We start from the raw sequence: 25014 nt of genomic DNA, 5'->3' as shown, positions 1-25014 counted from the left end.
TAGCTCTTGCATTCAGCCTGTTCACAGCAATAGGCTGGAGGGCTGTCGCGCCGACCGGGCGACGAAGCCGAGCCTGAGGAGGACACCATGATTTTGATCGCCGTCGCGCAGATCACCGTTCTTGGCTCGAACCCGGCGGATCTTCACCGGTAGCGCCCGCCCCACTCTGCAACTTCCGGGGTCAGCGCCACAGGTGCGCCTCGTCAATTCCCTTCCGTAACGCAACTCATCTGAGAGTCATGTCTTCCTCGTCTTCATCGCAGAATTCGTCTGCTTCGCTGTCCACTCCCGCCGCACTGTGGCGCCTGAAGCCCTTCGTCAGGCCGGCCCTGGGGCGCATGATCGGCGGTGCCGCGAGCGCGCTCGCCGCAGCCATCATCGCCCTGATGATCCCCATCGTGCTCGAACAGATCATCGCCGGACCGGTGATGTCCGGTCAGGTCTCTGCGATCGTCTGGGGTGCGGTCGCCGTGCTTGCTCTTTCGCTCGGGGAAGCCGTGATGGTCTGGCTTCGTCGGTGGTTCATCTTGAAACCTTCCACCGAGATCGAGTACCGGATGCGTTCGGATCTGTACTCGCGCCTGCAGGCGCTGCCTGTTGCCTTCCATGACCGTTGGCAGTCCGGACAGCTGCTCAGCCGCATGATGCAGGACATCGGCCTCATCCGCCGATGGCTCGCCTTTGGCTTGATCCTGCTCGTCGTCAACATCCTCACGATCATGATCGGATCCGTGCTGCTGTTCCGCTGGCACTGGCTGCTGGGGGTCATCTTCCTCATCACAGGCATCCCACTGTGGATCCGCGGCTATCTTTTCGAGAAACGCTACGGCGTGCTCACGCGCCGTAGTCAGGACCAGGCGGGCGACCTCGCCACCAGCGTCGAGGAGAGCGTGCACGGCATCCGTGTGCTGAAGGCTTTCGGCCGCGGAAAGCACGCGCTCGGCCGCTTCAGCAACCAGGCCGAGACTCTGCGCCAGACCGAGCTGAGCAAGGCCCGTGCCGTCGGTTCGCTATGGTTCTTCCTCGACCTGATGCCGCAGATCGCCTTCGGGCTGAGCCTCATCAGCGGCATCTGGCTGATCTCCCAGGGTGCCATCTCGGTCGCCGAGCTGTTCGCATTCTTCGCGATGGCGACCGTGCTGCGCTGGCCGATCGAATCGATCGGCTTCCTGTTCTCGTTCGCTCTGGATGCGCGCACCGCGACCGACCGTGTGTTCGAGATCTTCTCTGAGACCAACACCATCACCGACCCGGAGAACCCGGTGCACATCAACCAGCCGCGCGGAGAGCTCGCTTTCGAGAACGCGCACTTCCGGTATCAGGACGCCGGGGCCTCCGAGCGTGACCTCCTGGACGGCATCGACCTGGTTCTGCGCCCAGGCGAGACCATGGCGCTGGTCGGTCTCACAGGCAGCGGCAAGACCACGCTGACCACTCTGCCGACGCGTCTGTACGACGTCACCGGAGGCAGGGTGACTCTGGACGGCGTCGATGTGCGAGATTTGCCGGTGGCAGAGTTGCGCACACACATCGCGATGGCGTTTGAGGATGCCACGCTGTTCTCGGCATCCGTGCGGGAGAACGTGCTTCTGGGTCGCGCCGAGCTCGACATCCACAGCGACGAGGGCGAGCGCGTGCTGCGCGAGGCGCTCCAGATCGCGCAGGCCGAGTTCGTCGACGCGCTGCCAGACGGCGTCGAGACCGTCATCGGTGAGGAGGGGCTCAGCCTGTCCGGTGGGCAGCGTCAGCGTCTCGCACTGGCACGTGCCGTCGCCGCCAACCCCAAGGTTCTCGTGCTCGACGACCCCCTCTCGGCGCTGGATGTCGATACCGAGGCACTGGTGGAGCGGGCGTTGCGCCGGGTGCTCGCCGACACCACCGCGATGATCGTCGCACACCGCCCGTCGACCGTCGCGCTCGCTGACCGGGTGGCGCTGCTGGAGCGCGGCAGGATCACCGCCGTCGGCACACACTCCGAACTGCTGAAGACCAGTGCACACTACCGGCACGTGATCTCCAGCCTCGAGGCTGAGGAAGCCGCGCGCACCGGGGCGATCCCCATCATCCGCGAGGATGCCGCGACGGACGCCGCGACGGATGACTCCGCCACCGAAGACGATACGAACAACGCCAAGAAGGAGGTGCAGGCATGAGTGCAGCACTCACCGGAACCCAGGGCGAAGACCGCTCGAACTACACGCGCGAAGAGAGCAAGGCGATCCGCCAGCGCTCGATGCGTCTGCTCGGCTCTCTCGTCTCTCCGCTGCGGGCGCAGATCATCGTCGCGGCAGTATTGCTCGTGATCTCAACGGCTCTGCAGGTCGCGGGCCCCATCCTCATCAGCATCGGAATCGACCGGGCGCTGCCCGCTGTGCTCGACCACGCAAACTGGATGCCGACCTTCATGATCGGGCTCATCTACCTGCTCGCGGGTGCGTTCGGCGCCGCGCTGATCGGCCTGTACGTCGTCGTCGCCGCGCGCATCACCCAGGCGGTGCTGATCGATCTGCGCAAGCGCATCTTCCTGCACACACAGCGGCTGAGCCTCGAATTCCATGAGACTTATACGTCAGGGCGCATCATCTCGCGTCAGACCAGCGACCTGGACTCGATCCGCGAACTCCTTGACGGCGGCCTCAACAACCTCGTCTCAGGCGTGCTGTTCGGTGTGTTCACCTTCATCACACTGCTGGTGTGGGACTGGCAGTCGGGCGTCATCCTCGCGCTCGCACTCGTTCCGCTCTTCTTCCTGATGCGCTGGTTCTACTCGCGTTCTCAGCTCGTCTTCCGAGAGTCGCGTGTCATCAGCGCGAAGGTCATCGTGCAGTTCGTGGAGACCATGACCGGCATCCGTGCGGTCAAGGCATTCCGCAAGGAGCCGCGCAACGACGTCACCTTCCAGAAGGTCGCCGGTGACTACCGTGATGTGAACCGCCGCTCGATGCTGCTGTTCGGCACATTCGAGCCAGGGCTCATGGCTGTGGCCGCGTTCACTCTCGGGCTCGTCGTGCTGTGGGGTGGCATCCGCGTCTCGACAGGAGCACTGACTGTCGGAGTCCTGCTTTCTGCAGTGCTGTACGTGCGCAACTTCTTCGCGCCGATGCAGGAGATCGCGATGTTCTTGAACTCCTACCAGTCCGCGACTGCGGCGCTGGAGAAGGTGTCAGGTGTGCTGGACGAGGTGCCGACGGTTCCGGATCCCGAGAAGCCTGTCGACCTCTGGTCGTCGCAGGGACACGTGAACTTCGACGAGGTCACGTTCGGCTACTCGGGGGAGAAGACGATTCTGCCGAACTTCTCGCTCGACATTCCAGCCGGGCAGACGATCGCGCTGGTGGGAACCACAGGTGCCGGAAAGTCGACGCTGGCGAAGCTCATCTCTCGGTTCTACGATCCTTCGCTCGGCCGAGTGATGCTGGACGGCGTGGATCTGCGTTCGCTGCATCCGAAGGACCTGCGGCGCGCGATCGTCATGGTCACGCAGGAGGCGTACCTGTTCAGTGGGACCGTCGCAGACAACATCGCGCTCGGTAAGCCGGATGCCACGATGGACGAGATCCAATCTGCCGCTCGCGCGGTGGGGGCTGACGGGTTCATCTCGGCTCTGCCGGACGGGTACAACTCGGATGTGAACAAGCGCGGCGGGCGGGTGTCTGCAGGGCAGCGTCAGCTGATCTCGTTCGCACGTGCGTTCCTGGCAGACCCCGCGGTGCTCATTCTCGATGAGGCCACGGCGTCCCTCGATATCCCGTCGGAGCGGCTCATCCAGGATGCGCTGCAGACGCTGCTCGCCGACCGAACTGCGATCATCATCGCGCACCGGTTGTCGACGGTCGCGATCGCCGACAGAGTGCTGGTGATGGAGCACGGGCAGATCATCGAGGATGACACTCCTGCGACCCTGATCAGCGGAACCGGCAAGTTCGCACAGCTGCACGCGGCCTGGCAGCAGACGCTGGTCTAGGCCGGGCCGGCCGCGCGCGGCCGGGTCGGGGCCGGGAGGTGGCGCGGGTTGCCGCATTGCGGGTGTTGATGCGGCAAACTGCGATGTGCGACCCCTGCGGATGCTGCAGGCCGGGCGCCCCGACCGACCTAGCCTCGCTACCATGAAGGGGTGGACCCCCTCTTCTTTCTGGCGACCGAGTGGTGGTGGATCGCGCCGACCGCGGTCGGTGCAGGCGCCGTCACGGCGGTTGGTGTGCGTCACCGGAGCAGCACCAGCGGCCGCCGACTCGCATTCGACGCCGCGCGCGACGACCTGAAGGAAGCTCAGCATGAGCTTGGCGAGCGACGACGCGCCGTGAAGATCGCGCGCGCAGAGCATGCCCGCCTCGTCGCCGAGCGCACCGCCTCGCGTGCCACGAGCGCCGACGTCGCGAGCGTGCGGCGCACACTGAAGCAGGCCGAGCAGAACGCCAAGGCCGCTGCGGCGGACGTCCGCGCTCGCCGCGTGCACCTGAATGTGGCTCGAGCCGAGATCCCCGCCGCATCCAAGCGCGAGCGGTTTCCGGTGGCGCGCTTGCATCGCGCGCACGACACGGTCACGGCGCGCTGGATGGATTACGAGACCGACCCCGCGAAGCTCATCGCCTATCCCACGATGAGTGATGCGAAGGACCCGGCGACAGCCGCCTTCCTGGGCGCGTCACGCCGCGCGCAGGAGCTGCGGCCGGTAACCGGGACACGCATCAAGACCGAAGAGTTCGCTGCGTATCGGGATGCCGTCGCGCACCTCGAGCGCACATTCGATGTCGCCGAGTTCACGGCGAAGGCGCGCGCGAACGGTGTCGACCCGAACGCGGTGCCCGCATGGCAGGATACGGCGCAGCAGGTGTTCACCAGGTCGGCCGAGGCTCTGGACAAGGCTGCCGAGGCGGCCGCGTCCGCCTTCGCATCATGGAGCTCTCGCCATCAGCCGAGCAAAAACGACGCCGCCGAAGAGCCGAAGACGAACGCGCCAAAGCCGGAGACGAACGCGCCGAAGCCGCCGTCGAGCAAGATCTGGCCGCCGCCGCGCCGCGACAACTCCTAGCGCTCACCCGGGCAGAGTGCGTGTTCGCACCAACTCCTGGTACCAGCGGCCGGAGTCCTTACCCGTCGGTGAACCTCACGGATGAACCTCCTCGGTGGGAAATGATCGGGCATCGAGGCGGGTGTCGTGCTCCGTGTCGATGTGGACGGTGATCGTCTGGCCGCGCCAGCGCACCCGGTGCGATCCGACGGCGGCAGGATGCCGGGCGCGCAGAGTCGCGCTCAACAACTGCGCATCGCGCCACTCCAGCCCGACGATGACGCCGGGGCGGGCGACGAGCCCGGTGACGCTGCCCGTGCCGAGCTCGGCGGGAAGGGCGGGAAGGAGATGAATGCCATTGACGGATTGCAGGAGCGCCTCGGAGAGCGCACCGACGATTCCTAGGTTTGCGTCGATCTGGAATGGCGGATGGGCGGCGAACAGGTTCGAGTACAGCCCGCCGGCCCAGGGGCCGGAGACATCGTCCGCATTGCGCAGGGCGAGCTCCAGCAGATCGGCGACCTTGTCCGGGCGGTGTAGCCGCGCCCACAGTGCGAGCTTCCACACCAGCGACCAGCCGCTGGAGTCGTTGCCGCGGTGCTCGAGCGTCGTCGCAGCGGCGGCGCGCCGCGCTTCGTCCCATCGCTCCGTTCCGGGAAACAGGCCGTACAGCGCACTGACGTGACGGTGGTGCGGGTCCTCCTCGGGGCGAGGAACGTCCCACTCGACGATCGTGCCGTCCGGGGTGAGCGCCGGCTGCTCGGGAAGTACGCGGAGCCGTGCGTCGGAGGCTTTGGAGACCTCGTCGTCGGCGCGGCCCAGAGCCTCGGCCGTCCGGACGGTCGCGGTGAACAGGTCGCGCAGCAGCGCGAGATCCATCGCTGTCGTCGCGGCGAGCGACCCCGATCTGCCGTCCGGGGTGAGGAACGCATTCTCCGGGGAGGTCGCGGGGGAGGTGCGATTGTCGCGATGCCAGGCGAGCGCGAACTCGGCGGCGCCGCGAAGAGCGGGCCAGATGTTCTCGAGATATTCGGCATCTGCCGCTCCGAACTCCCATGCCTGGGGGAGGAGACTGGCGAGCCAGGCGCCGCCCAGCGGCCAAAAAGCCCACCGAGGGTCGCCCGCCCCGCGGCCGGGAGCGGTGGCATACAACCAGGCGTCACTGTTGTGATGCACCGTCCACCCTGGGGTGCCGTACAGCCGACGGGTGTGCGAGGCTGCGGCATCGGCGAGCGCGACTGTGAAGTCGGCCAGCGGCTGCGCCCGTGCGCTGAGGTCGGTAACGTGCGCACCCCAGTAGTTCATCTCGGTGTTGATGTTGAGCGTGTAGCCGCTGCCCCACGGCGGGCGAAGCTCGGCGTTCCAGATCCCCTGCAGGTTGGCCGGGAGACCGCCGGGCCGGGAGGAGGAAACGAGCAGATAGCGACCGTAGTCGAAGAGCAGCGCAGCAAGGCCCGGATCGCTTGTCAGCACGCCACGGGGATCGGCGCGCGCGGCAGCGAAGCGCGCGGCGGTGTCTCGAGCTCCTGGGGCTGCGGCGACGGCAGACGGCGATCCGAGTGACAGCGTCACGGTGCCCAGAAGAGCGCCCATCGCCCGTTCGGTTTCGCTGCACAGCGCGTCGACGCCGATCTCCGTTGCGCGTTCGATGCGTTCGAGCGCATCGGCCAACGCATCGGATGCCGTGCCGACCGGAGTCTTCCCGAGGCCGGCGAACGTGGTGGCAGCGGCGACGAGAATGACGGTCCGCCCGGACTCCTGGATGACCCGCGCACCGATCGCGGCGCGAAGAGCGGCCCCGGGGGTGGTGTCCCAGAGTGCGCCAGGCAGATCGGGTTCGTGACCGGGTGCGACATCGCTGGGCAGGCGCAGGAGGAGCCCGACGGTGTCGGCACCGATCGAGTGCTGCTCCGGGTCGTCGCCGTCAGGGGAGCGCAACGGGGAGTGCAGGCTGACGATGGCCGGCGCAGCAGGCTCGATCACGTGTACGAGCACGCTCTGCTCTGCGGCGATGAACGTCGTCGTGCGCATCGGTCCGGCAACAGAGCGATGGATGCCGGTGGCCAGATCGAGCTCGCGGGTGAGCGGAGCATTCGGGTCTGCACCCGCGACGTCGATCACGACGTCCCCTAGGGGTACATACGACTGCGCGTAGCGGGTCTGCATCGCCCGCAGCGGCGCCTCAGCCCCGACATGGTCGCCGGCAGCGATGGCGGCGCGGGACGCTGCGAGCAGGCGCGCAGATTCCGCAGCATCCGTCAGAGGATCCACCGCCTCGCTTGCCGGCGACCCCGACCATGCGGTGGCATCGTTCAGGTGCAGGGTGGTCGTAGCCACACCGCCATCGCTCATGGCGCCCAACCGGCCGTCGCCGAGCGGCAGGCACTCCAGCCAGGATTCGGCTGTCCCGGTGAATCGGATCGTACTCATTGCTTAGCCGCGGCTGACGCGGTCGCCGTTGACGAAGGTTGTACGGGGAGACCAAGATCGACAGATTCCCGCCCTTCCCGAGAGTCGTTCTCGCGATTTTGTTGCATCATGCAACGAAATACTAGGTCGTCATTAAGGAAAAGGCGACGAGGCCTCGGTGGGGGAGGGGATCCGAAGCCCCGCCGCCGCTATTAGGGCGCGAGGCGAATCTCTGCGATGACCTCTGCGTACTCCGTTTCGCCGACCGGGGTGAAGCCCACTCGGCGGAAGAACGCCTCAGGTCCGCCGTCGCCAGCTTCGTAGATCACGACGACACGATCCATATTGCGGGTACGCGCCTCAGCCAAGAGGCCAGCTACCGCGAAGCGACCGAGGCCGCGGCGCTGGTCGTTCGCGTCGACGTTGATGCGCCACAGTACAGAGCGGAAGTGCTCTTCCGGGGCGTCGGCGTCAAAGTTGGCGCTGACGAAGCCCACGACTTCGTCACCGTCGAGGATGACACGCTGCCACGACGTCTGAGGATTGATCACGGTGGCAGCGATGCCGTAGGAGACCGGGGCGAGGTACTGTTCCTGACCCGGTTTGAGGGACAGGTTGTTCACTGCGACGATCGTCGCAGCAGAGAGTTCCACCATGCGCAGTTCCGACATAAGCCCAGGGTAACCTCTCGAACCAGATCGCGGGCGGAAAGATGTCTGCGAACGTCATCGAGGGCACTCAGGTATCTTGGTATCGAGACAAATTTGACTCGTGAACGGAGAATCTCCCGGTGACCGACGACGCCATCATCTACACGCACACGGACGAGGCACCGGCTCTGGCCACTGCCTCGTTCCTTCCGATCGTCCAGGCCTTTGCGGGCCAGGCCGGAATCGAGATCGAGACCCGCGACATTTCGCTCGCCGCACGCATCCTCGCCGCGTTCCCGCAGCGACTGAGCGCGGACCAGGAAGTGTCCGATGCGCTCGCTGAGCTCGGCGGTCTTGCCACGCTCCCCGAGGCCAACATCATCAAGCTGCCGAACATTTCGGCATCCATTCCTCAGCTCAAGGCGGCCATCGCCGAGCTGCAGGGCCAGGGCTACGACATCCCGAGCTTCCCGGATGAGCCGTCCTCTCTGGAGGAGAAGGACATCCGCGCCCGGTACGACCGCATCAAGGGGTCGGCGGTGAACCCGGTGCTGCGCGAGGGCAACAGTGATCGTCGCGCGCCACTTGCGGTGAAGAACTACGCGAAGAAGCACCCGCACACGAACAAGCCGTTCGCTGAGGGTTCGAAGACCCGCGTCGCCACCATGACCCAGGACGACTTCAAGCACAACGAGAAGAGCTGGATCGCCGCTCACGACGACGTCCTTACGATTCGTCACACTGCGCAAGACGGCACCGTCACGGTACTCAAGGACAATCTCAAGGTGCTGCCGCGCGAGATCATCGACGCGACATTCCTCTCGGCATCCGCTCTTGACGCATTCCTCGCCGAGACACTGGAAATGGCGAAGGCCGATGACGTGCTGTACTCGGTGCATCTGAAGGCGACGATGATGAAGGTCTCCGACCCGATCATCTTCGGTCACGCAGTGAAGGCTTTCTTCGCCGACGTGTTCGCTCGCTTCGGCGACGAGCTGGCTGCTGCCGGCCTCAGCGCCAACGACGGACTGGGCTCGATCCTCTCCGGCCTTGCCGACGTCGAGGGTGGTGCAGAGATCGCTCAGGAGTTCGCGAAGGCGATCGGCAACGGCCCGCGCCTGTCGTACGTCAACTCCGACAAGGGCACCACGAACCTGCACGTGCCTTCTGACGTGATCGTGGATGCTTCGATGCCAGCGCTCATCCGTAACGGCGGCAAGCTGTGGGGCGTCGACGGGGGCGAAGACGACACGCTCGCTGTCATCCCAGACTCCTCCTACGCAGGCGTCTACCAGGCAGTCCTCGACGACGTGATCGCGAACGGGCCGCTCAACCCGGCAACGATCGGCACTGTGCCGAACGTGGGTCTGATGGCTCAGGCCGCTGAGGAATACGGCAGCCACGACAAGACCTTCGAGATCGCGACCGCTGGCCGCGTCGAGGTCGTCGACGGTGAGGGCACCGTGGTCATCGAACACGAGGTCGGCGCTGGCGACATTTGGCGTGCGACGCAGACCAAGCACATCCCGGTCATCGACTGGGTGCGCCTTGCCGTCTCGCGGGCGCAGGCGACTGGCGTTCCAACCGTGTTCTGGCTTGACCTGAACCGTGCACATGACGCGCAGCTCATCGCCAAGGTGCACCAGGCGCTCGCAACGCTCGACACGAAGGGCGCACAGATCTCGATCCTCGCCCCCGAGGAGGCGACGCGCTACACGCTGGCACGTCTCCGCCACGGGCTCGACACCATCTCGGTGACCGGCAACGTGCTGCGCGACTACCTGACCGACCTGTTCCCGATCCTCGAGGTCGGAACGAGCGCCAAGATGCTCTCGATCGTCCCGCTGCTCGCTGGCGGTGGTCTGTTCGAGACCGGTGCGGGTGGTTCTGCTCCGAAGCACGTGCAGCAGCTGGTCGAGGAGAACTACCTGCGTTGGGACTCGCTGGGCGAGTTCTTCGCGCTGGCAGCCTCACTCGAGCACTTCGCCGACCGCACCGGAAACGAGAAGGCTCGCGTTCTCGCGGCGACGCTGGATGCTGCGACCGGAACGTTCCTCGAAGAGGACCGCTCGCCGGGACGCAAGCTCGGCACGATCGACAACCGCGGCAGCCACTTCTACCTGGGCCTGTACTGGGCGCAGGAGCTGGCCGCACAGACGAAGGACGCCGAACTCGCAGCGGCCTTCGCTCCGATCGCCGCAGACCTCGCTGGCAAGGAGCAGGAGATCATCGCCGAGCTCGCCGCAGCCCAGGGCAGTGCGGTCGACATCGGCGGGTACTACCGTCCTGATGTCGTCAAGGTCGCGAAGATCATGCGTCCGTCGACGACTCTGAACGGGATCATCGACGCGCTGTAGGCGCTGAACGACGAATGGGGCGGATGCTACGGCATCCGCCCCATTCTCGTTTCATGGCTTAATCGCGGGGCGCTGCTCACCAGTGAACGGCGACCTGGGTTCCCATAGCAGTCCACTCGTAGACGTACTCGGCCTGCCATACCGGCATGTTCACGCAGCCGTGGCTCATCTGCTGGCCGAAGTTTTCGTGCCAGTACGCGCCGTGGAAGGCGATGTCGGGGGCGAACCAGGTGTTCCACGGTACGTCCGGGGTGACGTAGTCGTTTCCGACCATGTCCTGGATGCTCGTGTAGCCGAAGACAGTGAAGTTCCCCGTCGGGGTCGGCGTGTTCGGCAGTCCAGTCGAAACCGGCCAACGCTCTATCACGGTTTCGTTCTCGTACAGCGTTACCGTCTGCGTGCTGAGGTTGAGATCGACGCGGCGGAACAGGGCTGTCGTCTCAAACGCGGTCTCGTTGACGTTGAGCGCGTACACGGCGTTGCCGTCCTCGAGCTGCTGGGCGAAGTCGGATGCCGCGTTGCTGACGTCGCCGACCTCACGCCCGGTGGCGCCCTCGGTGAGCGTGCGCAGCACGTCGCCGGAGGAATTGGTGACGACCTCGGCGTTGACAGCGGCGCGGTTCACGGCGGCGGGGAGCGTGTCGACGACGCCCTGGATCGCGGATGCATCGGCGGTGATGGTCAGAGCGCCGTTCTCGTCGACGACCTCGAGCCACGTCGCGGCCACGTCTGGAGCGACCGGAACCGTGCGCTCTTCGCCGACGTAGAAGCCGATGGAGCCGAGCATGGTGTTCAGCGATTCAGCGGTGCTTGCCGCCTCGTCGTCGCTGACCGCGGCGGGGGCCTCAGCGGGCGCGCCGGAGTAGTTCAGAGTGCTGTCGCCATCCGCAAGGGCCGTCGTCACAGCGGTGGTCAGGTCTTCGAGGTTGATGCCGGTTCCGGCAACAGCGGGGGTCGTCACATATGCAGCGGTGGCTGCATCGAATACGACCTCTGCGTCGATGGCATCCGTAAAGCTGGCAGGAATCAGCGCGCGCAATGTGTCGCCGGCGAGCACAGTGTCGAGGGTGATCGCGCCGGTGATCGGCTCAGGCATCCAGCTGCCGAGGTTCCACATCGGATGTGACATGAACGCTTCATCGGCGAGCGTACGCGCGTCGATCGAGGCGCCGAGATCGGCACCGGTAATGACCTGTTCATCGCCAATATCAGTGATCGTGATCTGAAGGTTTGCGAGATGCGAGCTGACAACATCGGCGGCGGCGCCGGGCGTGAGCCCGCCGACCTGAACTCCGGCGATCGACGTTCCAGGTGCGATGAGGAGCACGGATGCAGCACCGGCAGCGAGCAACAGCACACCGGTTCCGAGGCCGACCCAAAGTCCCACGTGGCGCTTCTTAGGAGCGGGCTCGCGCGGAGCCCATTCGACAGGACGTCCGCCATCGTTCGGCGGCAGTGCTGCTGCGACGACCGTGGTCTGGGCAGTGTCTGCACCAGGTGCAGCAATGAGATCAGTCACGAATTCACCCCCCGGAGATATCAACGCGACATACCTATTTATCATACGGGCTCTCGGGTAACAGCGCGGCAACGGTTTGACGCGGCTCCAGACAGACGAAGACCCCGCGGCCGGTCAGCCACGGGGTCTTCGAAGAAATGGAGGAAACTCAGCTGCACAGTTCCTGCAGTACGGTCGCCGACTCGGTCATATCGGTGGTGATGGTGCCGAGGTCGGAGGTTGCCGTGAGGTCCTGGTCGACCAGGACCTTCGACATGACCTCGCTGAGCGCCGCGAAGTCGTCGTATACCGCGGTCGTGGCATCCTTGACCTCGGTGTTGGAGACCTTATCGATGGTTCCGCCGAGCGTCTCGACGAAAGTGTTGAACTGGTCGACGGCGGCCTGAGGGTCTGCGCCTGCGGCAGTCGGGTCGATTTCACCCATTGCGGTGCTGGCCTCTGTCAACTCAGGGATGACGATGGCGCAGGCGTCCGCGACCGACTGATTGGGCTGTGCCTGCTCTGCGGCTGCACCATCTCCGGATGCGTCACCAGAGCCGCTGGGTGAGCCAGAGCAGGCGGTCAGGCCCAGCACGGCGACGGTAGCGATGGTCAATGCCGCGATACGACGGTTCATATAATTTCCCCTCAATGACGGCACCACAAACTGCGGTGCGATTCTCCGGTCGGCGATAAGTTAACCACACGCCGGGGACTCTCCCCATGGGGAGAACGACCCATGCGCGCGGGACGACTCCAGCGTCAATCCGCGATGATGGCGACCCCGTCGATCTCGACGAGCATCTCCGCACGGGGCAGACCGGTGAAGACCGTAGTGCGCGCGGGCAGCACGCCGCTGGAGGTGTGTGCGCTGACGAACTCGCCGTATGCGTCGTTCATGCTCGCGAAGTCCGATCGCTGCGTGAGGTAGACACGCAACATCACGACGTCATCGAAAGTTGCGCCGGAAGCCTCGACGATCGCCTTGACGTTCTCCAGAGTGCGAGTGGTCTGGGCGGCGACATCACCGGGAAAGAGATACTCACCTGACACCGGGTCGACCGGGCCCTGACCGGATACCTGGACGAACGGACCCTTGCGGACGCCCTGCGAGAAAGTGTGCGCGGGGGCCGGCGCAGCATCGGTTGTGACTCGGGTTTTCAGGCTCATGCGACCAGGTTAGTAGCCTGGTCAGATGCCGCTAAGAATTCCGAATCCCGTTCTCGGGTCGTGGGCGAAGGCCTTTCCTGCTCGCTCGCATGGTCTCCGCCTCTCCGATGTGCCTGCGGCAGGATTGCGGCTCTCGGAATTCAGCACACCCGTGATGACCGTGCACGAGGACGCGCTCGCACACAATGAACGCGTTGTCTTCGACTGGGCGGCCGCGCAGGGTGTGGTGATGGCCCCGCATGGCAAGACCACGATGGCTCCGGCTCTGTGGCAGCGGCTGCTCGACGACGGGGCGTGGGCGATCACCGTCGCTACGGCGTGGCAGGCATCCGTCGCGATCGACGCCGGCGTGAGCCGGGTACTGATCGCGAATGCCGTGACGGATGCCGCTGCCGCCGCCCGTCTCGGCGAACAGCTCGCAGCATCCGCTGACCTGCAGGTGCTGACCTGGGTCGATGCGGTCGACGCCGTAGAACTGCTCGCGCGCGCGGTCACCGACCCGCAGCATCCGCTCGACGTTCTTGTCGAACTGGGCGGAATCGGCGGACGCACGGGAGCGCGCACCATCGAGGAGGGCGAGCGGATCGCTCAGGCCATCTCCGCGGCGCCTGGCCTCCGTCTCGCCGGCGTCGGCGGCTATGAAGGGCCGTTCGGCCCCGACCGCAGCGAGAACTCGGTGCGCGCCGTGGATGCCTACTTGAGCACGATCGTCGAGTTGCATCATCGGCTGTCGTATCCGGCAGGAGTTCGTCCGGTGCTCACCGCCGGGGGCAGCTCGTTTCCCGACCGCGCAGCCGCCGTGCTCGCGCCGCTCCGAGACGAGGCCGAGATCGTGCTGCGCTCAGGGGCGTTCCAGATCCACGATGACGGTTTCTACTCGAGGATGTCGCCCTTCGGGCAGGTCACCGGCACCGCGCCGCTTCGATCCGCCATGCATGCCTGGGCGCGTGTTGTCTCACAGCCGGAGGACGGCCTCGCGCTGCTGGATGCAGGTCGGCGTGACGTGCCTTTCGACCTCGGACTCCCCATCCCGCAGACGGTCGAGGGCGAGATCACCGCGCTGAACGACCAGCATGCGTTCCTGAAGTTCGCGCCGGGCGCGCAGGTGCACCTGGGCGATGTCGTGCGCCTCGGGCTCTCGCACCCCTGTACGGCATTCGACAAGTGGCGGGCCATCCCCCTGATCGACGATCCTGACGCGGATGATCCGCGCGTGATCGGCGCGGTGGCGACATGCTTCTGAGCGCCGAGCATGCCGCCGACGGACGTGTACGCGTCTACCGCGGCGCCACCGTCGTAGACGGCACTGGCGCGCCGCGATACGACGCAGACGTCGCAGTCGAGGGGGCGCGGATCGCCTTGATCCTCAGTCCGGAAGACGAGCGAATCCTGGAACTGCCGGAGGGGACGGTCGAGGTGGATGCGCGGGGACTCATCCTCGCGCCGGGATTCATCGACATGCACGCGCACAGCGATCTGGCAGTGCTGGAGGGTGCCGCACACCTGGCCAAGATTCGACAGGGCGTGACGACCGAGGTCATCGGGCAGGACGGGCTGGGATACGCGCCGTTGGATGATGCCACGGCATCCGTCATCCCGGCGCAGATCGCGGGCTGGAACGGCCTGCCGCACGACACCCCATGGCGCACGATGGACGATCTTCTCGTGGCCATTGACGCGGCCACAGCCGCACACGTGGCGGTGCTCGTGCCGCAGGGGAACCTCCGCATGATGACCGTCGGTCACGAGAACCGGGCGGCGACCCGTGCCGAAATGAGGCAGATGGTCACGCTGCTCGGCGCTGCCCTCGACACGGGCGCCTTCGGCATGTCGAGCGGACTCACCTACACACCGGGCATGTATGCCTCCACGGCCGAACTTGAGGCGCTCTGCCGTGTCGTGGCCGAGCGCGGCGGATACTGGGCTCCGCACACTCGCAGCTATGGCGGGGGAGCGCTGCAGGCCTACCGGGAGGTGCTCGACATCGGACGACGCACCGGATGCCCCATCCATCTCACGCACGCCACCATGAACTTCGCACCCAATCGGGGACGCGCAGCAGAACTTCTCGCGCTCATCGATGAAGCCGTCGCCGACGGCGTCGATGTCACGCTCGACACTTACCCCTACCTGCCCGGTGCGACCACGCTGGCTGCGCTGCTGCCGAGCAGTCTTGCCGAGGGTGGCGACCTCATCGCCACCATCCGCACCCTTGACGCCGATGCTCGCGAACGGGTGCGCGTTGAGCTTGAGGATGTCGGCTGTGACGGCTTCCACGGCGAACGCGCGGACTGGTCGACGATCGAGATCGTTGGCACTGCGAACTCCGCGCTTGCCTCTCTCATCGGACGGACGGTCGCTCAGATCGCCGAGGACGAGGGCAAAGGCGCGATCGACGTCGTGCTCGACACGATCATCGCGGATGCCGGAGCCACCGGCATCCTGATGCACATCGGCGACGAGGACAACGTACGCGCGATTATGCAACATGAGCGACACACCGGTGGCAGCGACGGCATCCTCGTTGGCGCGAAGCCGCATCCGCGCGGCTTTGGCGCGTTCGCCCACTATCTCGGCCACTACGTGCGCGAGCTCGGCATCCTCACCCTCGAGGACGCCGTTCGCCACCTCTCCGGCACGCCCGCTGCTCGCCTTGGCCTGAACCGTGGAGACGCACCCCGCGGCGTGATCCGTGAGGGGGCCACCGCCGATCTTGTGCTGTTCGACGCCGAACGGGTGGCCGCCGGCGCGACGTTCGACGCACCGCGCGCCGGACCGGTCGGCATCGTTGAGGTACTCGTCGCCGGTGCCCCGGTGATCGAGTCGGGTGCGGTCACCGGTGCGACTCCCGGACATGCCCTGCGGATGTCGCCACCGGCCCACCGGGCGACGGTGCCGCTGATCGAAGGACAGATCGACGCTGCCGCGGAGCCATTCGTCTGGACGTCGGCGACCGCCGTTCACGCGCCGGACGAGCTCGCTGCGATCGCGGTATCGCTGCACGGAGCGGTTTCAGTGCACGGAGCGGTTTCAGTGCACGGAGGCGAGGCATCCAGCGCGCCGGCGATCACCCTCACGCTCGATGCCGAGGTCGGTTCTGATGCCGATGCTGATGGTCGGGTGGGCGCCGAGGCGTTCCGCATCACGGTCGCGGCCACCGGTGTCGAGGTGCGTGCAGCGAGCCAGGAAGGCGTCTTCCGCGGCGTCACCGCGCTGCGGCAGCTGCGCCCGCCGGAAAGCGTCGCGGATGAGGGCGTCGTCCGGATCCCCGCGGGTGGATGGCACGGCGCACCCGCATACGAATGGCGCGGTGTGATGCTCGACGTGGCTCGTCACTTTCGTCCGGCCGAGGACATCCGTCGCCTGATCGATCTGCTCGCGCTGCACCAGTTGAACGTGCTGCATCTGCATCTCACAGACGACCAGGGCTGGCGCTTCGAGGTGCCCGGATATCCGCGGCTCACCGAAGTCGGTGCCCGCCGGGAGGCCACGCAGCGCGGTCATGGCCCGCTCGCAACCGTCGAACCCGGCGTGCATGAGGGGTTCTATACCGCGGCCGAGCTGCAATCACTGGTCGAGTATGCGGCCGCGCGCTTCATCACGTTGGTGCCAGAGGTCGAGCTGCCCGGTCATGTGCAGGCAGCGCTCGCCGCATACCCCGAGCTTGGCAACACCGACGCTTCGGAGCCGGTGACGTCGTCGTGGGAGCGCTTCGGTGTGAACTCGCACACGCTTGCACCCACGGAGGCCTCACTCGCCTTCGGACGCGCGGCGATCGATGCCCTGTGCGACATCTTCCCGTCGCCGTGGATCGGTATCGGGGGCGACGAGGTTCCGGTCACGGAGTGGGCTGAGAGCCCGGCTGCGGCCGCGCAGATGCAGCGACTCGAGCTCGACTCACCGCACGATGTGCAGCCGTGGTTCACTGGCCAGTTCGTGGAGCATGTCCGTTCACGCGGGCGCACGGCGCTCGCCTGGGACGAGGTGCTCGAGGCCGAGGTGCCCGACGGCGTGCGCATCCTCGCCTGGCGCGGGCCGGTCGCGCTCCGGGAGGCCATCCGGCGGGGCATCCCCGTTGTGGGGTGCCCTGATCTTGAGACCTATCTGGATTACCGGCAATCCGAATCGGCCGATGAGCCGGTCCCGGTGGGACCGCCGCTGACGGTCGAGCATGCGTACACGCTGCGCCTGCCGGATGGCGTCGTGGGCGGTCAGGCGAACGTCTGGACCGAGCATCTGCCCACCCGTGATCGGGTGGACTTCGCGATGTTCCCGCGGCTCAGCGCGATCGCCGAACGACTCTGGGCGGGCGGCGAGCCGGGGGAGACCGATTCATTTCTGCGCCGGCTCGGCGTGCACCTGCGGCGGCTCGGTGAGGCGGGGGTGCGGTATCGTCCAATCGATGGGCCTGCGCCTGATCAACGCCGACCAGGCATCCCCGGAAAACCGATGACGACCCAGGCTCGCGAACAGATCGTGGCTGCACTCGTCGAGGGGCTTCCTGCTCCTTCGCGGGAGCCGAGGAATCACCGCGAAAGCTAATGTAACGTTTCGGTAACCCTCCCGCTCATGTGGTGGAGCAAAGGTTGCGGAATTTTTGTTCGTAAGGTCTACTAACAAATATGTCCGATTCGGATGAGCTGTATCAATCGACACCGGCCGGCTACACCGGCGTCAATTCGCATGGGTTCGGACCGGCCCGCCAGCTCCGTTCGCGGACCAAAGTTCTTCCCGAACAGGCCCGTGGCCACAACCGAGCGCTCGTGCTGCAGACGCTGTACCACGCCGGCTCGATGAGCAGAGCCGACCTTTCACGCGAAACCGGCCTCACCCGTGTGACGATCTCGGATCTTGTCGCAGAGTTCATCGCCGACGGCATCGTCATCGAACTCGGCGTGCGCGAGAGCTCCGGTCCTGGCAAACCAGCCATTCTCGTCGACATCGACCGGCTGGGCCATCAGATCGTCGGCCTTGATCTCTCTGACACCGAAGTGTTCCACGGTGCCGTGCTCAGTCTCGACGGTGATGTGCTGGAACGGCGCGAGATCGCACGCCCCGCGCAGCCCGACGGAGAGGCGGCGTACGCCGCTGTCCTTACACTCAGCCGCGAGCTCATCGCGGCATCCACCGCAACCTTGCTGGGTGTCGGCGTTGGCACGCCGGGCGTTGTGCGCCCGGATGGCGTTGTGCTCAATTCTCCGAACCTCGGCTGGACCGACTTTCCTCTTGAAACGATGCTCGGTCGCGACCTCGACCTGCCCGTGCTCGCCCGAAATGATGCGAATGCTGCCACGCTCGCCGAGTACACCTTTGGTGAGGCCAGAGCGGACTTCATGCTGATCAAGATCGGTGTCGGTGTTGGTGCTGGTCTCATTTCCGGAAGTCAGCCGATGCTCGGCAGCCGCTTCGCCGCGGGGGAGATCGGTCACGTCGTGGTGGGTAACGACGGCGGACCACGCTGTGCCTGCGGCAAGGACGGCTGCCTGGAAGCATGGCTGAGCGTCCCCCGTCTGCGTGACGAGATCGACGCGCGCCCCCATGCACGGGAGGAGATCCTGCGCGACGCGGGAACTCGCTTGGCGATCGCGAGCGCGCCGATCGTCACCGCGCTCGACCTGTCGGAGGTCGTGCTCTCCGGACCTGGTGATCTGCTCGAGGGCACTTTCGTCGATGCTGCCACTGAGACACTGCGCCAGCGGACTCTTGAGGGAGTCTTCGATGACGTGGTGATCCGACTCACACGCCAAAACGACATCGTGCTGCGGGGAACCGCAGTCATGGTGTTGTCTGGCCAGCTGGGAGTTTCATAGTGGCATCAGTGACTCCGGCCGGCCTGGCTGGCCGGTCCATTCGTGTGGGCCTGGACATTGGCGGAACCAAGACGGATGCCGTCGCAGTGACCGTCGCCGGCGAGATCGTCGGTCGCATCCGCCGCGACTCAGGGCAGGGTGATGACGCCGTCGTCGCCGGTGTCGTGGACAGCGTGCACGCGCTGCAGGCAGAGGTCGGATTCGACAATGCCGACGTGCTCAGCGTGGGCGTGGGAATCCCCGGTCTCGTCGATATCGTGAGCGGCCGGGTGTTGCATGCGGTGAATCTCGGTGTCGAATCGCTCGATCTTGCCTCGCGGGCCGCTGAACTGCTTGGTGTGCCCGTCGCGGTGGAGAACGATGTGAAGGCAGCGGCGCTCGGCGCCGCCGCGATCCGTGGAAACCTCGGCGACGGATCGATGGCCTACTTGAATCTCGGCACCGGCGTCGCTGCCGGCATCGTGATCGACGGTGCGCTCTGGCGTGGCGCGCGCGGCACCGCCGGGGAGGTCGGGCACATCTCGGTCGACCCGAACGGACGCGTGTGTGGCTGTGGTCAGCGCGGCTGCATCGAGACGCTCTGCGGCGGTGGGGCACTTGCCCGAGCCTGGGGTCGTCCCGGAGCCCGGCCCGTACGCGACATCTTCGACGCGGCAGACCTGGGTGACACTCACGCGCTGCTGTTGCGTGCCGACCTTGCTCGCGGTGCTGCTGCCGCGGTGCGCATTCTTGTGCTGGGTACCGACGTGGAAACGGTCGTTATCGGGGGCGGTCTCACCGCGCTCGGAGACCGCCTCAGCGACGGCATCCGCACCGCTCTCATCGCAGACGCGAGCGCATCGTCGTTCCTTCGCTCCCTGCACCTCGATGAGAGAATTGAACTGCTTCCTTCCGGTTCCCCTGCGGCTGCTCTCGGCGCCGCGCTGGTTGGAATGTACGTCCCTGAAGAGGAGATCGCCATCCATGGCTGAAGTCGTCATCGTCGAGAATGCCGCCGCCGCAGGTGCACTGGTTGCGGATGAGATCGTGCAGCTCATCGCGAGTCGTCCCGATGCCGTGCTGGGCCTTGCCACTGGCTCGACACCGCTGCCGGTGTACCAGGCGCTGCACGGGCGTCTGGCCGGGACTGATGTTTCACGGGTGCGTGCCTTCGCGCTCGATGAGTATGTGGGCATCGACCCGAATCATCCGGAGAGCTATCGCTCGGTGATCACGCGCGAGGTCGTCGAGCCGCTGGGGCTGAACCCCGAGCTGATTCGGACGCCGAATGGTGCAGTCGATGGCGTTGAGCACGCCGGCGCCGACTACGAAGCGGCGATCGAGGCCGCAGGTGGAGTGGACCTGCAGATCCTCGGTATCGGCACCGACGGGCACATCGGCTTCAACGAGCAGGGATCGTCGTTCGCCTCGCGCACCCGTGTCAAGACGCTCACCGAGCAGACGCGCAAGGACAACGCACGCTTCTTCGACTCGATCGATGAGGTACCCGTGCACTGCATCACGCAGGGACTGGGCACGATCCTGCGCGCACGGCACCTGGTGCTTCTCGCGTTCGGCGAGGGCAAGGCCCAAGCTGTCGCAGCTGCCCTCGAAGGCCCCATCAGCGCGATTCTGCCAGGCTCAGCGATCCAGCTGCACGAGCACGTCACGGTCGTTGTCGACGAGGCTGCGGCTTCGAAGCTGAAGCTCGCCGACTACTATCGCTACGCCTTCGCCAACAAGCCCGAGTGGCAGGGCCTCTAGCCCCGCGCCAACCGCTTGCGAGCGGGCAGTTGTGGCTCGAAATTTCGCAATTTCTGAGCCACAACTGCACACTCGCAGACGCGCTACGGAGTGCTGGAGGAGGCGGGCCACGCCAGGGGGAGTAAGTGCTCCAGGCTGAGCGGGGCCAGCTCTAGCGTGCCGATGTCTGCTGGCGTGATCCAGCGCAGCTCGGCGATCTCGGCCTGCACAGCCACAGCATCCGCCTCAATCGTGAGGGCGAAGGCGTCGGCCACCACTCGGTGACCGGGCTCGTTCGCGGCGGCGGAGATGAACCTGCCCAGTGGACGCAACGCGTCTTCATCCACCTTCAGGCCCAGTTCTTCATCGAGTTCGCGGGCGAGTGTCTCTGCGGCGTTCTCGCCGGCCTCCGGCTTGCCGCCGGGCTGCATGAAGGCGGTGGTGCCCTGCTTGCGTACGACGAGCACGCGGCCCTCGGCATCGTGGATGATGGCGGCGCTCACATGGATGTCAGGCAACGGAGAACACCTTTCCGGGGTTGAGGATGCCGAGCGGATCGAACACGCCCTTGATCTGTCGCTGCAACTCCCACTGGTCGTCGCCCAGTTCTGTGGCGAGCCAGCGGCTCTTGAGCATGCCAATGCCGTGCTCGCCGGTCAATGTGCCACCGAGGCGGATTGCGGCACGGAAAAGGTCGTCAGCGGCTTCCCACACGTGATCGGGAACCTCTGCGCCCGCGAAGATGAAGTTCGGGTGCAGATTACCGTCACCGGCGTGCGCGACGGTCGGGATCGTGAGGCCGTACTGTTTCTCGATGCGGGCGATCTCGTCGAACATCGCGGGCAGGGCGCTTCGAGGAACGGAGACGTCTTCGATCAGAGTGGTGCCGAGGGCCGCGAGCGCCGCGTGGATCGAACGACGGATCGCCAGCAACCGCTCGCCTTCTTCGCGGTCGTAGGTCAGCGTCACCTCGCCGCCGCTGTCGCGAAGCACCGCGGCGATGTGATCGGCTTCTGCCCGGGCTGCGGGACCATCGGTCTGGATCGTCAGTTGGGATGCCCCGGCTGCCGGAACGGACAGCTTCAGAAGAGCGTGCACCGCAGCGAGGCTGGTCGCGTCGATCAGCTCCATGATCGCGGGCTGGGTACCGGATGCTGTGATCGCCGCCGATCCGGATGCCGCAGCGCGCACGGTGGGGAACAGAGCAGTGATCGTGCAGATCTCGCCCTCGACGATGCGCCGCAGCTTCAGCGTGGCTCCGACGACGACTCCGAGTGTTCCCTCCGAGCCGATCACGAGGGAGGTGAGATCCAGCCCGGTGACGCCTTTGACGCTGCGATGACCGAGGTGCAGGAGGCGTCCGTCGGCGAGCACGATGTCGATAGCCAAGACGGCGTCACGTACCACTCCGTACTTGGCGCACAGCAATCCGCCCGCGCCGGTGGCGATATTGCCGCCGACGGTGGAGATATCGCGGCTGGCGGGGTCGGGCGGCCACCACAAGCCCTGTTCGGCGAGCAGGCCGTTCAGCTCCGCGTTGAGGATGCCGGGCTCGACGACCGCGAACAGATCGTCGGCGCGCACTTCGAGCACACGGTTCATGCGCAGGGTCGACAGTACGATTTCGCCGGGGCCCGCGTTAGCTGCGCCCGCAAGCCCGGTGCCGGCGCCGCGCACCACGACGGGAGTGCGGGATGCCGTGGCGATCCGCATCGTCTGCTGAACATGCGCGACTGTTTCGGCGTGCACGACAGCGAGTGGACGGCCCGGTGAGGAGTGTCCTGAGCGATCAGCTCGTGCGGCCTCAAGGGATTCTTCGGCGACATCGACGATGTCACCGAGAGCGTCCCGCAGGGCCGCTGCGACGGTCACTGCAGGTTTCTCCGCCCGGCGAAGAGACCAGCGGTGACGGCGACGACTGCGAAGCCAAGGCCGACCCAGGCCTGATCCATCGACCACCATGCGAGGGTTACACCCACGTAGATCAGCAGCTCAACAGCGGCGCGCACGAATGGATGCAGGCTCAGCACAGGGCGAGGGGAGAGGAAAAGCGCCCAGACGAGCAACACGATCAGCGGTGTGCCGATGCCGAGGACGAGATTCCAGGGGAACGGCCACATCGCGAAGCCCCACAGCGCCAGCGACGCGATCGCGGCGATCAGGACGATGGCCCGGATGATGTCGAGCGGAGCAAGATTCGGACGGTTGACACCGGGGACAGCATCGGAGGCTTCGGACATGCTCTCAGTCTATTCGGCGGGAGGTGTGGGTCAGCCCGTCATCAGTTCGAAGAGCGTGCGCGACGCCGACGGTACATCCGGGTAATCGGTGTAATGGAATGTGACGTCGATATCAGTGAAGAGGGACCGGGTGATTAGGTCGCCTGAAGGACGTAGATCGATAACACCGGACCCGTTCTCATCAAGAATCGTGTTCCCCGAATACTCGGTGCTTCCGTCTATGAGTGCGTGGACGTTTGCGCCAGGCGTCCCGGAGACGGTGATCCACACGAAGGTCTTGAGATTGTTGTCGACGGTGACGGTTGAAGAATTGATCGTTACGGCGTTGGTCGGGACCGTCACGTCGGGAACTTCGACGGGAGGTATCTCTTCGACGGGTGGGTCGACGGGAGGTATCTCTTCGACGGGTGGGTCGACGGGAGGTATCTCTTCGACGGGTGGGTCGACGGGTGGGTCGACGGGTGGGTCGACGGGAGGTATCTCTTCGACGGGTGGGTCGACGGGAGGTATCTCCTCGACGGGAGGTGTGACGGGTGGTGCGACCGGCGGGCTGACTGGTGGGTCGACCGGATCCGTTGGTGCGGGTGTTGGTGTGGGGCCCGGGGCTGGTGTCGTCGGTGTGGGCTCGGGCTCCGGGGCTGGTACCGGAGTCGGCTCGGGCTCGGGCTCGGGCTCGGGGGTTGGCTCCGGCTCCGGTGCGACCGGCACCTCGCGGTCGTCAGGCTCGCTCGGACCGGTACCGCCGCCGCCATCGCCTTCGCGGCCGTCATCATCAGGAGCCGCAGGAGCCACAGGCTGCACCGCAGGCACGTCAGCTTCGACCGGAGCATCCGCCTTGGGCGCCGTCTTCGGGGCATCCTCAGCGATTTCGAGGATGTACTTCTCGTCTGCGTCGAGCGCGTCGTCTGCGGCGAGCTCTGAACTGATCGATGAGTTGTTCGCGTCGCCCGCGTTCGGCAGTGATGTCACGGGGCTCGCAACCACGAGACCGGGCACGATCGTGGCGGCGGCCACGACCCCGGCGACGAGGAGCGCAGCGGATCCAGCACCTACCAGGGCGCCGATTCCGGTGATTGCTCCGCCAGACGCTCCGGCTCCGCCCGCGGCGCCCCCGATTGATCCAGCACCTCCGGCTGATCCAGCACCCCCGGCACCTCCGGCTGAGCCGCCCTTACCACTGAGCGTGCTGACACTTCCGACAGCACTTCCGCTCGTGGCAGCACCGCCAACGGTGACTGCGCCACCCATCACCGAGGATGGCATTGCGGCCAGCGCCACGAGCGGGGCTCCGCCACCCTGGAGCATCGCGGTGTAACCGGCTGCCCCGGCGACACCGAGTACGAGCGGAAGCAGCACGAGCGCAAGACGGTTCGAGACGTCCTTCGCCTCGGCGGCGACGATCATGCATCGGGCACACTCTTCGAGGTGTAGATCGAGGCGCTTCTGATCTCGGGTGCTGAGGTTGCCGCGTGAATAGGCACCGAGATGCTCGATGCTCCAGTGACATTCCGATCCGGCCGTGGCGCTGCGCAGGTGCGCCTGAATCCAGGCCTCCCGCAGGCCCTCACGAGCGCGGAATGCAAGCTGCGAGACTCCACCGGCCTTCATGCCCAGCAGAGGAGCGACCTCGGCAGGCTTCATACGCTCGATCTCGGTGTACCAGAGCACCTCCTGCCAGCGGGTGGGAAGACTGCGAAATGCCTGGGCGGTCAGGCCACGGTCAAGCGCTTCATTCGTGGCCTGCTCTGAGCTGTCCGGATCAGCGACAGCATCCAGCTCATCCATCGTCGTCTCGCGCCGCGAGCGACCCCACGCGGCTGCGGTATTGCGGATGCTGGTGAACAAGTACGCGCGGAACGATCCGTTCGGTCCGCCGCCCTTGATGATCGCCTGAAAGATGCGCGTGTACGACTCCTGCACGAGATCGTCAGGGTCGATGCTGGATGTGACAGAACGTGCAACCGTCATCCCCGAGGGGTAGTGGCGTCGCCAGAGTTCACCGAACGCGTCCTTGTCACCCGAACGGGTACGAAGGATCAGGTCGGCATCGGCTGCCGAGTGTGATTCGGAAAGTTCGTCGTTCTGCACTGTCATCCATCGTTCGTGGGGCGCCGGTTGTGCTCCCACATGAAGAGACGCGTGAACCG

18 protein-coding genes are annotated in these 25014 nt (G+C 65.9%); 9 read left to right on the top strand and 9 right to left on the bottom strand.

Going from position 1 to position 25014, the window contains the following annotated elements:
- The first annotated feature begins 239 nt into the window (after window positions 1-239).
- From ACSU04_RS06180 to ACSU04_RS06170, 3 genes are all read left to right on the top strand, one after another.
- Complete coding sequence (locus tag ACSU04_RS06180) at window positions 240-2153, top strand: ABC transporter ATP-binding protein (RefSeq protein WP_439288779.1); 1914 nt, start codon at window positions 240-242, stop codon at window positions 2151-2153.
- Entirely contained in the window at window positions 2150-3964 is a 1815-nt protein-coding gene (locus ACSU04_RS06175) for an ABC transporter ATP-binding protein (RefSeq protein WP_439288778.1), read from the top strand. Before ACSU04_RS06180 ends, ACSU04_RS06175 begins: the two co-directional genes overlap by 4 nt.
- A 150-nt stretch (window positions 3965-4114) precedes the next feature.
- The gene (locus tag ACSU04_RS06170; protein WP_439288777.1) at window positions 4115-5032 is read left to right on the top strand and encodes a hypothetical protein; all 918 of its coding nucleotides are present in this window, start codon (window positions 4115-4117) and stop codon (window positions 5030-5032) included.
- A 75-nt stretch (window positions 5033-5107) separates the two neighbouring features.
- Here the strand turns inward: ACSU04_RS06170 and ACSU04_RS06165 are convergent, their stop codons facing one another.
- Window positions 5108-7441, bottom strand: a complete 2334-nt coding sequence (locus tag ACSU04_RS06165; RefSeq protein ID WP_439288776.1) for a glycosyl hydrolase family 95 catalytic domain-containing protein — start codon at window positions 7439-7441, stop codon at window positions 5108-5110.
- Window positions 7442-7632: 191 nt separating this feature from the next.
- Window positions 7633-8091, bottom strand: a complete 459-nt coding sequence (locus tag ACSU04_RS06160; RefSeq protein ID WP_439288775.1) for a GNAT family N-acetyltransferase — start codon at window positions 8089-8091, stop codon at window positions 7633-7635.
- Window positions 8092-8210: 119 nt separating this feature from the next.
- Here ACSU04_RS06160 and ACSU04_RS06155 point away from each other — a divergent pair, with 119 nt between their 5' ends.
- Entirely contained in the window at window positions 8211-10427 is a 2217-nt protein-coding gene (locus ACSU04_RS06155; RefSeq protein WP_439288774.1) for an NADP-dependent isocitrate dehydrogenase, read from the top strand.
- Window positions 10428-10503: 76 nt separating this feature from the next.
- On the opposite strand, the gene ACSU04_RS06150 is transcribed toward ACSU04_RS06155, so the two are convergent.
- The 3 genes from ACSU04_RS06150 to ACSU04_RS06140 form a co-directional block, all read right to left on the bottom strand.
- On the bottom strand, window positions 10504-11946 hold the full coding sequence (locus ACSU04_RS06150) for a L,D-transpeptidase (protein ID WP_439288773.1): 1443 nt from the start codon (window positions 11944-11946) through the stop codon (window positions 10504-10506).
- A gap of 148 nt (window positions 11947-12094) precedes the next feature.
- A complete protein-coding gene (locus ACSU04_RS06145; RefSeq protein ID WP_439283894.1) occupies window positions 12095-12562 on the bottom strand; it encodes a hypothetical protein in 468 nt (155 codons plus the stop codon).
- A gap of 125 nt (window positions 12563-12687) precedes the next feature.
- The gene (locus ACSU04_RS06140; RefSeq protein WP_439288772.1) at window positions 12688-13095 is read right to left on the bottom strand and encodes a RidA family protein; all 408 of its coding nucleotides are present in this window, start codon (window positions 13093-13095) and stop codon (window positions 12688-12690) included.
- Window positions 13096-13120: 25 nt separating this feature from the next.
- On the opposite strand from ACSU04_RS06140, the gene ACSU04_RS06135 reads away from it, so the two are divergent.
- The 5 genes from ACSU04_RS06135 to nagB all read left to right on the top strand — a co-directional run bounded on the left by ACSU04_RS06135 (window position 13121) and on the right by nagB (window position 20648).
- Window positions 13121-14338: an alanine racemase gene (locus tag ACSU04_RS06135; RefSeq protein ID WP_439288771.1), complete on the top strand. Its 1218-nt coding sequence runs from the start codon at window positions 13121-13123 to the stop codon at window positions 14336-14338.
- Window positions 14329-17637 carry a family 20 glycosylhydrolase gene (locus ACSU04_RS06130; protein WP_439288770.1) on the top strand — a complete coding sequence of 1103 codons (3309 nt, stop codon included), beginning with the start codon at window positions 14329-14331 and terminating at the stop codon, window positions 17635-17637. Before ACSU04_RS06135 ends, ACSU04_RS06130 begins: the two co-directional genes overlap by 10 nt.
- Window positions 17638-17717: 80 nt before the next feature.
- The gene (locus ACSU04_RS06125) at window positions 17718-18905 is read left to right on the top strand and encodes an ROK family transcriptional regulator (protein WP_439288769.1); all 1188 of its coding nucleotides are present in this window, start codon (window positions 17718-17720) and stop codon (window positions 18903-18905) included.
- Between the two features lie 38 nt (window positions 18906-18943).
- Complete coding sequence (locus tag ACSU04_RS06120; protein WP_439284014.1) at window positions 18944-19876, top strand: ROK family protein; 933 nt, start codon at window positions 18944-18946, stop codon at window positions 19874-19876.
- Window positions 19869-20648, top strand: a complete 780-nt coding sequence (gene nagB / locus ACSU04_RS06115) for a glucosamine-6-phosphate deaminase (protein WP_439283884.1) — start codon at window positions 19869-19871, stop codon at window positions 20646-20648. Before ACSU04_RS06120 ends, nagB begins: the two co-directional genes overlap by 8 nt.
- Window positions 20649-20731: 83 nt before the next feature.
- Here the strand turns inward: nagB and ACSU04_RS06110 are convergent, their stop codons facing one another.
- From ACSU04_RS06110 to ACSU04_RS06095, 4 genes are read right to left on the bottom strand one after another with little or no spacing between them, the layout of a single operon-like run.
- Entirely contained in the window at window positions 20732-21145 is a 414-nt protein-coding gene (locus ACSU04_RS06110; RefSeq protein WP_439288768.1) for an NUDIX hydrolase, read from the bottom strand.
- On the bottom strand, window positions 21138-22499 hold the full coding sequence (locus ACSU04_RS06105) for an FAD-binding oxidoreductase (protein WP_439288767.1): 1362 nt from the start codon (window positions 22497-22499) through the stop codon (window positions 21138-21140). Before ACSU04_RS06105 ends, ACSU04_RS06110 begins: the two co-directional genes overlap by 8 nt.
- Window positions 22496-22867 carry a YrdB family protein gene (locus ACSU04_RS06100; protein WP_439288766.1) on the bottom strand — a complete coding sequence of 124 codons (372 nt, stop codon included), beginning with the start codon at window positions 22865-22867 and terminating at the stop codon, window positions 22496-22498. Before ACSU04_RS06100 ends, ACSU04_RS06105 begins: the two co-directional genes overlap by 4 nt.
- A gap of 30 nt (window positions 22868-22897) precedes the next feature.
- Window positions 22898-24961 (bottom strand): sigma-70 family RNA polymerase sigma factor, encoded by a 2064-nt coding sequence (locus ACSU04_RS06095; RefSeq protein WP_439288765.1) that lies wholly within the window; start codon window positions 24959-24961, stop codon window positions 22898-22900.
- Window positions 24962-25014 lie beyond the last annotated feature (53 nt).

It is taken from the genome of Microbacterium sp. A84 (assembly GCF_051842815.1).
GTDB lineage: Bacteria > Actinomycetota > Actinomycetes > Actinomycetales > Microbacteriaceae > Microbacterium.
Note: the sequence above shows the minus strand (reverse complement) of the source record. Positions and strands in the feature narration are given on the sequence as shown.